Below are 13,567 nucleotides of genomic sequence, written 5' to 3'. Positions count from 1 at the left end.
GTGGCGCTCTCGTGGACAGCGCAAGGGAAGGGCAAGGGCGCATGGCAATGCGCCGGGATGGGTGACTGTGGGGGTGCCGGACGCGATGCCGGCAGCGGTTCGAACGGCGCTGCATCATGCGGCGTCGCTGCGCCGCGTGCGTGACTCGGCGCAGCGGATGGCCGCACCGTTATTTCGTCCCGCGACGATCGCGCATTCGATATGCGGCATCGCGCGTGCCGCTTCACGCGCCGTGGCGAGCGCGCGGTCGGCCTCGCGCGCACTCGCGACGATCGCAAAGCCCGTCGGGCCCCACGAGGTCTGACCGATGCCCGCGGTTCGTTCAGCCGCGACCGCGCGCAGCACGCGCTCGACGTCGGGGCTCGCGAATACGCCGCCTTGCGCGCTGGCGAAGTATTCGCCGATGATCTGCTGCATCTCGGTGAGGCCTTCTGCGAACGGCGCGAAGTCGTGCTCGGCGGCGCCCGGCAGGATCCGCATCAGCACCAGATGGCACAGGTGCGCGGCGAGTCGCTGCGGGAACGGCGCGAGCGAAGCGAGGGCGCGGCGTTCCTGTGCGCCGTGCAAACCCTCGCGGGCGTGGTCGCTCACGAGGAGCACTCGCCACTCATCCGGAAACGCCTGGCGCGCGAGCAGCGGCGGCACGCTCTGGCGCAGATCGCCGGCCGGTCCGCCGTCCAGCAGCAGTCCGCCGCAATCGAAACCGAGAATGCCGACGCCGGAGCGGGCACCGCGTCCGAGCAGGCTGGCGAGCTCGGCGCTGCTCGCCGTATGGCCGAGCAGCCGCACGAACGCCGTGCCGACGGCCAGCGCCAGTTGCGTGCCCGAGCCGAGGCCGGTGTGCGCACGCGGCGCATGGGCGACATGGATAGCAACCGTTACCGGTCCGTAAGCTGCCTGCAACTTTGCCAGACAAAGCGCAATGCGCTCGCGTTCCGTATCGGTCACTGCGCCGTCGATCTCTTCGCGCTGCGCGACACGCGCTTCGAGCCGTGTGCCGTGTGCGTCGATGACGAGTCCCAGGCTGCCGAACGCGCGTCCGAGCGATGCGTTCGGGTCGAGAAAACCCAGATGCAGGCGCGCGGGCGCATCGATCGTGACGGCCGTATGCGGCGGGAGGCGGCGAAACTGAAGCGGCATCGCAAGTGTCCTTGTGTGTGCGCTGGGCAGGGTTTGGCCGAAGGGCGCCCGTCAATGCATCGCGGGCCATAGCGGCAGTGCGCCGGGCGTCTTCAAGCAGAAGCCGTACCAGGCACGCCGATCACGCTTGCCGCCGCGGTATGAAGTGGCCGCGAGACGCGCCGGGTGCCTCGGTGTCCCGCATGCGCATGGACGCTGTGTGACGTCGAAGGCGCACTGTGTCACGCGCTGTTTCACTTGGCGTTTCACCTCGCCCGAGGCTTCGGGCAGCCTTAGCCGGTAGCCGCCAAAGCACCGCGGCGGCAGGGCGGCACGGGCCTCAGCTGCTCAGCTGCCTTGGGCGGTTTTCGGCGCGTCGTACTTGATGTAGCGAAAGCGCTGGTCGTCGGATGGTGTGCCTTCGAGCGGGCCGTCTTCGAGGCCGGGTTGCCACTGGATCACCGATTCCATTTTCGTCGCGAGCGCGAAGTCCTTGTCGGTGATGCCCTTTGCGCTATGCGTCTTGAGCTTCACGATCACGAATGCGTAGGACACCGTCAGATCAGGGTGATGCCAGGCGGCTTCCGCGAGATGTCCCACCGTGTTGACCACCATCAGCGTGCCCTTCCAGCCTTCTGTCCTGTACTTGCGCCGCAGCCAGCCATCTTCGAGATACCAGTGCTGCAGCGGACCGACGAGGCGTTGCTGGATCTCGTCGTCGGAATAGACCTGCTCTGCTTTTGCCATGACTGTTGCTCCTCGGATGCGGGAACCGCCCGCCGAACTAACAATTGCCGCAAGTGATGCGCCAGTTGATGCGCGAGACATGAATCGCAAAGTACACGGTTCGTATCACTCGGGTGACACAGTATGTGCCGCGTTGCCTCGCGCAGCGCTTCAAGGTTGCCACACCGTGACTTCGATTGTGAAGGGTCCACGGCCGCAGTACGGCGCGCGCAGCGAGCGGCGCAAGGGCGCGCGTGAGCGATGCCGACGCTCGCCGCTACGTCCCGGCATGGAATATGCGTTGGCCCTTCATGCGTCGCGAAGCCTGGCAACGATCGGGATAGGGCGTTGATCGTTACCTGCATTCGAGAAGGCGCGCACGATGCGACGAGGTAGCGTGGGTCATTCGTGAGTTGAACCGCAGGACAATTCTGGAGGAGACATGAACTTACGCACTATGGTTCTTGGGCTCGCGATCGTCGCATCGGCAGCCTTTAGCTCTATCGTGGCACAGGCCGATTCGCAGCTCGACGGCCTGATGAAAAATCCATCTAACTGGGCGGCCCAGGCGGGCGATTACGCGAATCACCGCTACAGCCCGCTCAAGCAGATTAACGAAAACAACGTTGGCAAGTTGCAGGTGGCATGGACCATGTCGACCGGCGTGCTGCGCGGCCATGAAGGCGCGCCGCTCGTGATCGGCGACACGATGTATATTCATTCGCCGTTTCCTAACAAGGTTATCGCGGTCAACCTGAAGGATCAGACGTTCCTCTGGCAGTATCAACCGAAACAGGACGACCAGGTCGTCTCCGTGATGTGTTGCGACACCGTCAACCGCGGTCTCGCTTACGGTGACGGCAAGATCTTCCTGCAACAGGCCGACACCAAGCTCGTGGCACTGAACGCGAAGACAGGCGATGTGGTCTGGACCGCGCAGAACGGCAATCCGAAAGCCGGTGAAACCAACACCAACGCGCCGCACGTATTCGGCGACAAGGTGCTGACCGGTATCTCGGGCGGTGAGTTCGGTGTGCGTGGGCGCGTCATTGCCTATGACATCAAGACCGGCAAGCCGGTCTGGACGGCCTACAGCACGGGGCCTGACAAAGAAATGCTGCTCGACCCCGAGAAGACGATGACGTATGCCGACGGCAAGATGGTGCCGGTGGGCGCGGATTCGTCGCTCAAGTCGTGGAAGGGCGATCAGTGGAAGCTGGGCGGCGGGACCACGTGGGGCTGGTATGCGTGGGATCCAAAACTCAACCTGGTCTATTACGGCACCGGCAATCCGGGTACATGGAACCCGACGCAACGTCCGGGCGACAACAAGTGGTCGCTGTCGATCTTCGCGCGTGACCTGAATACCGGCGTGGCGAAATGGGTCTACCAGATGACGCCGCACGACGAATGGGATTATGACGGCGTCAACGAAATGATCCTGTCCGACCTGAACATCGACGGCAAGAAGGTGCCCTCGATCGTTCACTTCGATCGTAACGGTTTCGGCTACACGCTCAATCGTGAGACCGGACAACTGCTCGTCGCGCAGAAGTTCGACCCGGCGGTGAACTGGGCTGATCGCGTCGACATGAAGAGCGGCCTGCCGATCCGCAACGCGGCGTACTCGACCCAGGCAGCAGGCTCCGATCACAACGTGAAGGGCATCTGCCCGGCGGCGCTCGGCTCGAAAGACCAGCAACCGGCGGCGTTCGATCCGAACTCGAACCTCTTCCTCGTGCCGACCAACCACGTCTGTATGGACTACGAACCGTTCGATGTCGACTATGTGTCGGGACAGCCTTATGTCGGCGCCACGCTGTCGATGTACCCGGGGCCGAACGACAACAACTCGATGGGTAACTTCATCGCGTGGGATGCGTCCAAGGGCAAGATCGTCTGGTCGAAGCCGGAGAAGTTCTCGGTCTGGTCGGGTGCGCTTGCTACCGCTGGCGGCGTCGCGTTCTACGGCACGCTCGAAGGCTACATCAAGGCAGTCCGGATCAAGGACGGCAAGGAACTGTGGCGCTTCAAGACGCCGTCGGGCATTATCGGCAACGTCTTCACGTACGAGCATGCCGGCAAGCAGTACATCGGCGTCTACTCGGGTATTGGCGGCTGGGCCGGCATCGGCATGGCGGCTGGGCTCGAAAAGTCGACCGAGGGTCTGGGCGCAGTTGGCGGCTATCGTGAACTGGCGAAGTACACCGCGCTCGGCGGCACGCTCTTCGTGTTCGCGATTCCCGGCGAGAAAAGCTGAATGACCGGGAAGGACTGAACCATACGGCCGGCGCGTCTGTTGCACGAGGGCGCGGCGGCCGTCTCAGTCTGACTGGATGAATTATCCGCAGGCGCCCGTTTTGCCGATGCGCTCGTGAAGCGTATCGGGGGTGCGGCTCACATCGAAATTGAAGGAGACACGTGCATGAAAGGCCGATCAATCTTGTTGCTCGCGGCGCTGCCCGCAGCGCTCGTCCTGGTCCCCGTCGGATACGCGCAGACCAATCCCGCGGTTGCGCAGGTCGCATACAAGGTGGTCGACGGTAACAAGGTCGACAGCAATACGCTGCAAGGGTGGAAAACATGGCGCGCGCTCGCTTGCGAGCGCTGCCACGGAGCGCAGCAGCAGGGCATGGTTGGACCGTCGCTGGTCGAGGCCTTCAAGACCCTGGACAAGACTGAGTTTCATCGAACCGTGTTCGGCGGAAGGGTGGAGAAGGGTATGCCCGACTTCAGCTCGAGCCAGATGATGCAGAAGAATTGGGAAAACCTCTATGCGTTTCTGAAGGGGCGCTCTGATGGACAGATCAAGCCAGGCGATCTGCAGGCCATCGACGCTAAATAAGGCCGGCGCGGCTATTGTTTCCAAGGAGTGACGATGCGTCATAAAAGAGGCATGTCCGCGCACGCCGCGCTCAGCGCGGCCGCGCTGTGCTGCGCGGCGCTCGCGAGCGCCGCGGTCAGGGCGGACGGCCCGGAGCTGCCCAATAACGACGGCGCGGACGGCATACTGAGAGTGTGTGCGGATCCGAACAACATGCCGTTGTCCAACAGCAAGGGCGAAGGGTTCGAGAACCAGATCGCCAGCCAGATGGCGAAAGATTTCGGCTACAAGCTCGAGTACACCTATTTCCCGCAACGCATGGGCTTCGTGCGCCACACGTTGCGTGAGAAAGAGGAAGGCACCGAGCGCTTCCGCTGCGACCTGATCATCGGGGTGCCGAAAGGTTATGACATGACCTCGACGACGCAGCCGTATCTGCGCTCGACCTACGCGATGGTGTTACCGAATCGTCCCGAGTTCGCCAGCATCAAAACGCCTGACGACCTGCTCAAGCTGCCGCCCGAACAGTTGCACAAACTGCGCTTCGGCATCTTTTCGCAGACCCCGGCGGTGGACTGGCTGCTCGGCCACGGCCTGATCGATCAGGCGGTCTCGTACAAGGTGCAAAGCGGCGATCCACAGGAATATCCAGGCCAGATGATCGAGCGGGACCTGCACGCGGGCAACGTCGACGTGGTGTTTCTGTGGGGGCCGATCGCGGGTTACTTCGCCAAACGCGCCGGCGATACGGTCAGGCTCGTGCCGTTTCCGGCAGGGCCCGGCATCCGCTTCGACTATACGATTTCGATGGGCGTCCGTTATGGCGAGAAGGCGTGGAAAGACAAGGTGGATCAATGGATCGGCGCGAACCACGACAAGATCGACAGTATCCTGACCACCTACCAGGTGCCGATGCTCAAACCGGTCGACCTGCCGGCGCCCAAGCCCGGCGATACATCGCCATGAGAGGTGCACGAAGCGCCTGGCTTCGCGCGGCTTGCGCATGGATGATGTGGACGATGTGCGTGGTGCCGCTCGCCACGCATTCGGCGCAAACGTCGGCGAGCGATGAGATCACACCGGCTGAACAGCTCATCTTCACGACGGACCATTTGCACGGCGTTGAGGCGCAAACCGAGCTCGACTACGCGATGCTCAACTCCGAACAGCCGTCGCACAGCGCCGACCTCGTCAAGGTGCTGGTGGTCAGTGCGGACAACGCGAAAGGCGACGCCCAGGTGTCGGACCATAGCGGCAATGTGCCGTTGCCGAATGGCGGGCTGCAGTGCAATCCGGTGATCATCTATTTTCTGGAGCACGACATCACGCAGATGCAGGGTCTGACGGGCGGGCAGCGCCGCTATTTTCAGCAGCGCCTGCGCCTCGCGCTCGCGGCCGGGCCGCGCATCGAGACCGTGGCGAGCGAGGTCGGCGGCAAGTCAGTCAGCGCCCGGCGTATCGTCGTGCAGCCTTACCTGAACGATCCGAATGCGGCGCGCTTCGCGCAATACACGGCCAAGCGTTACACCTTTGTGCTGGCCGATGACGTACCGGGCCAGGTCGTGCTGATTCGCACCGACGTGCCCGGCGCGAACAACGACTTCGCGCATCCGGCGCACTCGGAGACGCTGAGCTTCCAGGCCGCCGTGCGCAAACTGTCGCCACCGGCCAAAGCGCCCCTGAAGCCGTCCAACGCGCCGAGGGCCAGCCGTTAGCGCACGCTGCTGGACGGGCGCAGCCCGCCCGCGCGCATCCAGATCGTTCGTTCTGCCATCATTTAACTTCCGTATGGGGTTCATGCATGTTGATCGACACACAAGACTACGCGCCGAAACTGCTGGAGGCCATCGGCAAACTGGGCGCCGTCGCACCGGCCACGCTGGCGGGTTTCCAGGCGCTAGACGGCGCCGCTGCCCGCACTGGCAAGCTGGACGCGCGCACGCGTGAGCTGATCGCACTCGCGGTCGCCGTCACCACCCGTTGCGACGGTTGCATTGCGCTGCATAGCGCTGCCGCCGCAAAAGCTGGGGCGAGCCAGGAAGAGGTGGCGGAGGCGTTGTCGGTGGCGATTGCGTTGAACGCTGGCGCGGCGCTGGTCTATTCGGCACGCGCGCTCGATGCATTCGGTCAGCAAAGCGGTTAGTTCACATGCAGACTGGGCGCTTCGCGACGAATCGGGTCAACCTGAATTTCATCCGCTCATTGACCCTGCGGCAGTTGCAGATCTTCGTCGTGGCGAGCCGCTATACGAGTTTCGCACGCGCGGCGGAGGAACTGCATCTGACCCAGCCGGCGGTTTCGATGCAGATCCATCAGCTGGAAGATGCGGTCGGCCTGCGTCTGTTCGAGCGCGTCGCGCGCAGGCTCACGCTGACCGAAGCGGGCGAGATGCTGACGCATCACGCGAGCCGCATTCTCGGTGAGATCAAGGATGCCGAAGATGCGATGATGTCGCTCAAGCAGGCCGACAGCGGCTCGATCGACGTGGGCATCGTCAGTTCCGCGACCTACTTCGCGCCCAAACTGCTGGCGCTCTACTCGCATCTGTACCCTAAGGTGGATGTGCACTTTTCGGTCGGCAATCGCGATGCGCTGCTGCGGCTCCTGCAGGACAACGCGATCGATCTTGCGATCATGGGACGCCCGCCGCCCGAACTCGACACATTGGCCGAGCCGTTGGCGCGCCATCCTCAAGTGCTGATCGCACCGTTGAATCATCCGCTGCGCGGCGCGCGCCGCTTCGATCTGCAGGAGCTGCGCGGCGATACGTTCCTGTTGCGCGAACCCGGCTCGGGCACGCGCATGGCTGCCGAGACGATGTTCCGCCAGCATCTGTTCACGCCCGCCAAGACCATTACGCTCGGCAGCAACGAAACCATCAAGCAGGCGGTGATGGCAGGCATGGGAGTGAGCCTGATCTCGCTGCATACGCTGCTGCTGGAACTGCGCACTGGAGAGATCGCGTTGCTCGACGTGAACGGCACGCCGATCGAGCGCACATGGCAGATCGTGCATCTGCGCTCGAAGCAGCTATCGCCGACCAGCGTCATATTTCGCCAGTTTCTGCTCGAACATGCAGCGGCTCATCTGGAGCGCGAGTACGCGGCATTTACGAGCTTTCCGGCCGACGCCGGGACGTGAGATGAAGCAGACGTCCTCGCGCGGCATTCGTGCGTTGTACGTCGCGACCGATGACACAGTGTGTACCCCGATGTCGTGACAGGCTGACAACGGATGACAAGGGATGACAACGCGCCCGATGCGATGTGGGCCGATACGCTCGTTCGGCGTGACCGGCACAGACCGTGCTTGAACAGATGCTGGCGGGTGCAGAAGCGCTCACGCCGAAGATCATGCCGGTACAAGCAAAAAAGCACGCGCGTGGCGCCGCTTCGGAATGAAGCTTTGACGGCACCGCTTCAGGCCGGCTACAGGAAGGGGATCGCATCGATGAGTTCTGGCGAACAGCTTCAGGACTGGCGTTTTCGCGCACTGGAAATCGAAAAGGAAGTCGCCAAGGCCGTCATAGGCCAGCAGCAGACTCTAAGGCTCATCAACGTCGCACTGTTCGCCCGGGGTCACGTGTTGCTCGAAGGCGGGGTCGGCGTTGGCAAGACGACTGTTTTGCGCGCGTTTGCGCGCGTGGTCGGGGGAGAGTTCGAGCGTGTCGAGGGCACCATCGACCTGATGCCCGGCGACCTCGTCTATCACACGTATGTCGATGCCGACGGCAAGCCGCGTATCGATCCCGGCCCGCTGCTGCGCCACGGCGAGCAGTTGACCACTTTCTTCTTCAACGAAATCAATCGCGCCCGGCCACAGGTCCAGTCGTTGCTGCTGCGCGCGATGGCCGAGCGCTCGGTGTGGGGTTTCGACCGCGAATACCGGTTCCCGCATATGACCGTGTTCGCCGATCGCAACAAGGTCGAGAAAGAAGAAACCTTCGAGCTGGCATCGGCGGCGCGCGACCGCTTCCTGTTCGAGCTGAACATGCCCACGCCCACCGAGGCGGAGATACGGCGCACGCTGGTATTCGATACGACGTTCCATGACGTCGACAGACTGCTCGCCCAACTGACGCCGGCCATGGTGCCGTGGGAGCAATTGAACCGGGTCGGTGCGGCGATTCAGCAGGGCGTGCAAGCGAGCGAAACGATCCAGCGCTATGCGCTGGATATCTGGCAGGCAACGGAAACGCCGCAGCGTTTTGGAATTGCGCTCGACGGCGTCGATATGCAGCAACTGATACTCGCGGGCGCGAGCCCCCGCGGCATGAGTGCGCTGTTGCGGGCCGCCCGCGTGGTCGCCTGGCTCGCGGGCCGCTCGCATCTGATTCCAGAGGACATCCATGCCGTGCTGATGCCCGCGCTCGGTCATCGCGTGTTCTTCACGCCGATCTATGAACTGCGCCGCCAGGAGCTGTCCGAGGCGCTGATCGCGCAGATCATGGTGAGGGTTGCCGTGCCATGAGGCGCGCTGAATCATGAACGGCACAGCGGAATTTCACTACCGTTTGTCGATGCGCGCGGGCGGGGCTCGACCGGGTTCGCATCCTGGCTCCAGTTTCGGCTCCGGCCAGCAGTTTGCGATGCACGGCCGCCTGTTCGACTACCCGGACCCGCGTCGTCTGGATCTGCGGGCGAGTGTGCGCGCGGCGCGCTCGGAATGGCTCGTGCGGGTTCACCTGCAGCGCGTGGCGGTGCCGGTGGTGGCGATCGTCGACGTCTCGGCGTCCATGCACTTCGGCACGCGTCAAACGAAGCTGCAGGTCGCCGCCGACTTTGTCGAGGCGCTAGGCTACAGTGCGTTTCGCGTCGGCGATCGGCTGGGCATGCTGGCATTCGATGCGGACCAACGCGACGATCTCTTCATGCCGGTGCGAAATGGCCGAGGCACCGGCAATCTGCTGGCGACCATGCTGCGCGAGTGCGTCAGCAGCTCGGGCGGAAGCGGCGGCATCGAAGGGCTGCGGCGCTGCGCGACGCGCCTCGCCGGGCGGCAGGCGCTCGTCTTCGTCGTCTCCGACTTTCACTGGCCGCTCGCGCAACTGCCGGCCGTGCTCGACATGCTGGTCCACGCGTGCGTGGTGCCGATAGTCGTTTGGGATGAGGCTGAAATTTCGCCGCCTCGCAACGGTCCGCTGCTGGCCGTCAACGACGCCGAGTCGGGTGAAGAACGCATGGTGTGGCTGCGCGGCGGCATCCGGCGGAGCTGGCGCGAGGGCGTCGCACACCGTCGCGCGGAGCTCGCCAGCGTCTTCGGCGCGCGTGGCATCCGGCCGTTCCATGTCGAAAGCGCCTTTGATCCGGAAGCCATGTCGCGCTACTTTCTGGAGACGACGGTATGAGACTGCCGGCGCTCCGGGTTGGCTTCACGCGCGATGGTTTGCGCAGACATGCGCTGATCGCGTCGCTGCTGGTCGCTGCGGCACACGCGGCTGGCAGCGACGCTGCCACGGTCGTGCCCGCGGTCGTTCAACAGCCGCGCGCATTCGGCTACGTGCTCGGCGATGTCCTCACGCAACGCGTGCTTCTGCAGGCCGGCGACAACGACGTGAGCGGCATCACGCCACCTTCAGTCGGCCGCACCGGCGTCTGGCTCGAACGCCGGCCCGCGTCGTTCGAAACCGATGCGCGAGGTCGTCGGTGGATGGTGATCGGCTACCAGGTCGTCAACGCGCCGCAGACGCTCACGAAAATCGCGTTGCCTGCGCTGACCTTGACGTCGGCCGCAGGTGTGCAATTGCAGGTGCCCGAATGGCCGGCGAGCGTCGGGCCGCTGACCCCGCCGAATGCCTTTGCTGCGGGCGACCTGCAGCCGTTGCGGCCGGATCGCGAGGCTGCGGCGCTGGCCACCGCCGGGCTGCGCCGCCAGATCGCGTGGGCGCTCGGTCTGTTGATCGCTACGTTGCTGGTGTGGGCGGCCTGGTGGCGGTGGCGCAACTGGCGCGAGTCGGTCCGGTTGCCGTTTGCGCGCGCATGGCGGCAGATGCAGCGGCTACAAGGTGAGCAAGCCGCTGCGTCCACCGACGCCTGGTTCTGGATGCATCAGGCGCTGAACGAGACCGCGGGCCAGGTCGTCCATTCAGGTTCGCTGTCCAGTCTGTTCACGCGCGCTCCGCATCTGCAACCGCTGCGCGTGCAACTCGAGCGCTTTTATCAGGCGTCGTCCGAGCGCTTCTTCGAGCCCGCGCCGAGCGCTACCGAGTTTCCGCTCAAGGCGCTGTGCCGTGCGCTGTATCGGGCTGAACGGGGTCGGCAGCGATGACCACGCCTGTCGATTTCGCCGCTCCGTGGCTGCTGGCCTTGTTGCCGCTGGCCGCGCTGCCCTTGCTGGCGCGGCGCGGCGATACGCTGGTGTTTTCCAGTGTCGCCTGGCTGCCAGCCGATCGCTTCGGCCAGTGGGCCGGCTGGCTCGCACGCGGCAGCGGCGTGCTGGCGATGGCGGCGATCATCGTCGGACTGGCCGGGCCGGGGCGTGCGCAACTGCAGGTGGTGCGCATGGGCAGCGGCGCACAGATCCTGATCCTGATGGATCGCAGCGCGAGCATGGATGAGCCGATGGGCAGCAAGGGCGTCGAGTCGGCGCGTGGCGTGGCGAAGAACACGGTGGCTCGCGCTTCGTTGACGAGCTTCGTCACGCAGCGGCCCAACGACCGGCTCGCGTTCATGATGTTCGGCACCAGCGCCTTGCTGGCGATGCCGTTCACGTACAACCATCGGGTGATCGAAGAGACGATCGCCGCCACGGCAATCGGCCGCGGCATGCCGGACACGCAACTCGACCGGGGCATGCTGGCCGCGATCGACCAGTTCGATGGCCGCGCCTCGTCGGGCCGCCGCGCCATCGTGCTCGTCTCCGATGGCGGCGCGAGGCTCGACGAAGCCGTGCAGCGACGCATTCAGCAGGGGCTGCAGCGCAACCAGATCGCGCTGTACTTCATTTACTTGCGCAGCAGCATCTATAGCCCGGATCTGAATGCCGCGCCCTCCGCCGGCGAGTCTTCGGCCGAAGCCGAATTGCATCGCTATTTTCTGACGCTGAAGACGCCTTACCGGCTTTTCCAGGCGGGCGACGCAAAGGCGATGATGGCGGCCGTCACCGAGATCAACCGGCAGCAAAACGCGTTGACCTCGTTTGTCGAGCATTTGCCTCGGCAGGACTGGAGTCCGTATTGCTTCGCTATCGCTTTGTTCGGTGTGGTGATGCTGATCGTGGTGCGCTTGCTTCAGGTACGGAGTTGGCCATGACGCGCACTCTCATGCATGGCATGTTCGGGACCATTGCGCTGTGCTGCGCCGGTTGGGCAGCGTATGACTGGACACAGCTTCAGGATGCCGGGCAGATCAATCAGGCCGTTGCCGCTGTGACCGCTGTGACCGCTGTGACCGCCGTGAGCGCTGCGAGCGTCGCGAACGGCAAGCCGGGCGAGGACCCCGCCGCCGCCGACGCGCCGCAGGTCCGGCTCGCACGCGCGACGGCGCTCTCGAAAGCGGGTGCCTACGATGCGGCTGGCAGGCTCTACGCTGGCTTGATCCATGACGACCGTCTTGACGATCTCGGCCGCACAGCGCTGTTCGATCTCGCCAACATGTATCTGCGCGAGGGCGCGGGAGAGGGCGCCGCGAGCACCGTCAAATCGCTCAATATGATCGGAGAGGCCAAAGCGGGCTACCGCAGGCTGCTGCGCGCGGCGCCGGACGATTGGGACGCTCGCTATAACCTCGAGCGAGCGCTTTGGCTCGCGCCAGAAACAGATGGCGCGCCCGTCGAGCCCAATGTGAAGTCGCAGCACAACGTGACAGTGCGGGACCCGCAAAGCAAGGACTTGCCGTGAGCGCGGGGAGCGGGGAACGCGGCTTCTCCAGGATGCGCCATTGGATGACGCCGGTCGCGTTCCTCGCGTTGATCGCCGCCGTCGTCATGCCGGAGGTGACGCTGCCACGCGATACGTTCAGCTACATCGTGACATTCGACATCACGCAAAGCATGGACGTCGAGGACGTCGGTCTGAACGGCGCGCCGGTGAGCCGGTTGAAGTTCGCGCAGGCTGCGATGCGCGACGCGCTGGGACAATTGCCTTGCGGCTCGAAGGTCGGCTGGAGTGTGTTTACAGGGCAGCGGACTTTGCTGTTGCTGTCGCCCGTCGAGGTGTGCAGCAACTACGACGCGCTGCTGGTGTCGCTTGACGGTATCGACGGACGCATGCGTTGGACCAACTGGAGCCGTATCGCCGAGGGCGGCGTTTACTCGGCGGTGCGCGTGGCGCAGGACGTCGGCCATGGCGCGGCCATCGTGTTCGTCACCGATGGGCAAGAGGCCCCGCCTGTCCTGCCGTCGCGAGCGCTGATGCGCGATATCAACCCCGCGCGGATCAAAGGCTGGTTGATCGGTGTGGGCGGTGACCAGCCCGTGGCCATTCCGAAAACCGACGCCAACGGCAATCGCATCGGATACTGGCGGGCTGAGGACGTCATCCAGGTTCCCCCTACGCCGGGCTCCGCTGCGCCGGTCGTCACGCATGAGGAGCTTTCCGAATTGCGAGGCCAGTATCTGGAGTCCGTGGCCGGGCAAACGGGTCTCGCTTATCGTCGCCTTGTGAGCACGAGCTCATTGGGCGAAGCGATGCTGGACGCGCGCTTCGCTCACCGTGAACCGGTGCGGACCGATTTGCGCTGGTGTCCTGCACTGTTCGCGCTGTTGTTGCTCGTGGTGCGGTTCATGCCCGATGTCGTTTGGCGGTGGCAGGGGTGGCAATGGTGGAGAGGATCGCCGCAGGCGCGTCGCGGTTCGATGAAGTCGCAGGTGATGGCGGCGTCCGCGCGCCAGTCGCAGTCTCGATAGCGACACGCGCCGAACGAAACCGCTTCATCGATTTGCAAGCGGCCCGATGTTGGA

14 protein-coding genes are annotated in these 13,567 nt (G+C 64.3%); 12 read left to right on the top strand and 2 right to left on the bottom strand.

Annotated elements, in window-relative coordinates:
- Positions 1–114 precede the first annotated feature (114 nt).
- Both BN2475_RS08245 and BN2475_RS08240 read right to left on the bottom strand, forming a co-directional pair.
- Complete coding sequence (locus tag BN2475_RS08245) at positions 115–1,140, bottom strand: beta-ribofuranosylaminobenzene 5'-phosphate synthase family protein (RefSeq protein WP_094779045.1); 1,026 nt, start codon at positions 1,138–1,140, stop codon at positions 115–117.
- Between the two features lie 327 nt (positions 1,141–1,467).
- Positions 1,468–1,866 carry a 4a-hydroxytetrahydrobiopterin dehydratase gene (locus BN2475_RS08240; protein WP_094779044.1) on the bottom strand — a complete coding sequence of 133 codons (399 nt, stop codon included), beginning with the start codon at positions 1,864–1,866 and terminating at the stop codon, positions 1,468–1,470.
- Between the two features lie 421 nt (positions 1,867–2,287).
- On the opposite strand from BN2475_RS08240, the gene BN2475_RS08235 reads away from it, so the two are divergent.
- The 12 genes from BN2475_RS08235 to BN2475_RS08180 all read left to right on the top strand — a co-directional run bounded on the left by BN2475_RS08235 (position 2,288) and on the right by BN2475_RS08180 (position 13,513).
- Positions 2,288–4,105, top strand: a complete 1,818-nt coding sequence (locus BN2475_RS08235; RefSeq protein WP_094779043.1) for a methanol/ethanol family PQQ-dependent dehydrogenase — start codon at positions 2,288–2,290, stop codon at positions 4,103–4,105.
- Between the two features lie 165 nt (positions 4,106–4,270).
- Entirely contained in the window at positions 4,271–4,690 is a 420-nt protein-coding gene (locus BN2475_RS08230; protein ID WP_094779042.1) for a c-type cytochrome, read from the top strand.
- Positions 4,691–4,723: 33 nt separating this feature from the next.
- A complete protein-coding gene (locus BN2475_RS08225) occupies positions 4,724–5,635 on the top strand; it encodes a substrate-binding domain-containing protein (RefSeq protein WP_094779041.1) in 912 nt (303 codons plus the stop codon).
- A 44-nt stretch (positions 5,636–5,679) separates the two neighbouring features.
- A complete protein-coding gene (locus BN2475_RS08220) occupies positions 5,680–6,384 on the top strand; it encodes a hypothetical protein (protein ID WP_425435496.1) in 705 nt (234 codons plus the stop codon).
- Between the two features lie 86 nt (positions 6,385–6,470).
- Positions 6,471–6,812: a carboxymuconolactone decarboxylase family protein gene (locus tag BN2475_RS08215; protein ID WP_425435491.1), complete on the top strand. Its 342-nt coding sequence runs from the start codon at positions 6,471–6,473 to the stop codon at positions 6,810–6,812.
- Between the two features lie 5 nt (positions 6,813–6,817).
- On the top strand, positions 6,818–7,810 hold the full coding sequence (locus BN2475_RS08210; RefSeq protein ID WP_094779039.1) for a LysR family transcriptional regulator: 993 nt from the start codon (positions 6,818–6,820) through the stop codon (positions 7,808–7,810).
- A 309-nt stretch (positions 7,811–8,119) separates the two neighbouring features.
- A complete protein-coding gene (locus BN2475_RS08205) occupies positions 8,120–9,139 on the top strand; it encodes an AAA family ATPase (RefSeq protein ID WP_094779038.1) in 1,020 nt (339 codons plus the stop codon).
- A gap of 13 nt (positions 9,140–9,152) precedes the next feature.
- Positions 9,153–10,016 carry a DUF58 domain-containing protein gene (locus BN2475_RS08200; RefSeq protein ID WP_094779037.1) on the top strand — a complete coding sequence of 288 codons (864 nt, stop codon included), beginning with the start codon at positions 9,153–9,155 and terminating at the stop codon, positions 10,014–10,016.
- A complete protein-coding gene (locus BN2475_RS08195) occupies positions 10,013–10,936 on the top strand; it encodes a calcium incorporation protein MxaA (RefSeq protein ID WP_094779036.1) in 924 nt (307 codons plus the stop codon). The genes BN2475_RS08200 and BN2475_RS08195 overlap by 4 nt, the downstream gene beginning before the upstream one ends.
- The gene (locus tag BN2475_RS08190) at positions 10,933–11,919 is read left to right on the top strand and encodes a vWA domain-containing protein (RefSeq protein WP_094779035.1); all 987 of its coding nucleotides are present in this window, start codon (positions 10,933–10,935) and stop codon (positions 11,917–11,919) included. Before BN2475_RS08195 ends, BN2475_RS08190 begins: the two co-directional genes overlap by 4 nt.
- Positions 11,916–12,506: an MxaK protein gene (locus tag BN2475_RS08185; protein ID WP_094779034.1), complete on the top strand. Its 591-nt coding sequence runs from the start codon at positions 11,916–11,918 to the stop codon at positions 12,504–12,506. Before BN2475_RS08190 ends, BN2475_RS08185 begins: the two co-directional genes overlap by 4 nt.
- Positions 12,507–12,538: 32 nt before the next feature.
- Positions 12,539–13,513 (top strand): vWA domain-containing protein, encoded by a 975-nt coding sequence (locus BN2475_RS08180; RefSeq protein ID WP_245841196.1) that lies wholly within the window; start codon positions 12,539–12,541, stop codon positions 13,511–13,513.
- Positions 13,514–13,567 lie beyond the last annotated feature (54 nt).

Origin of the sequence: Paraburkholderia ribeironis, from assembly GCF_900019265.1 — a bacterium.
GTDB lineage: Bacteria > Pseudomonadota > Gammaproteobacteria > Burkholderiales > Burkholderiaceae > Paraburkholderia > Paraburkholderia ribeironis.
Note: the sequence above shows the minus strand (reverse complement) of the source record. Positions and strands in the feature narration are given on the sequence as shown.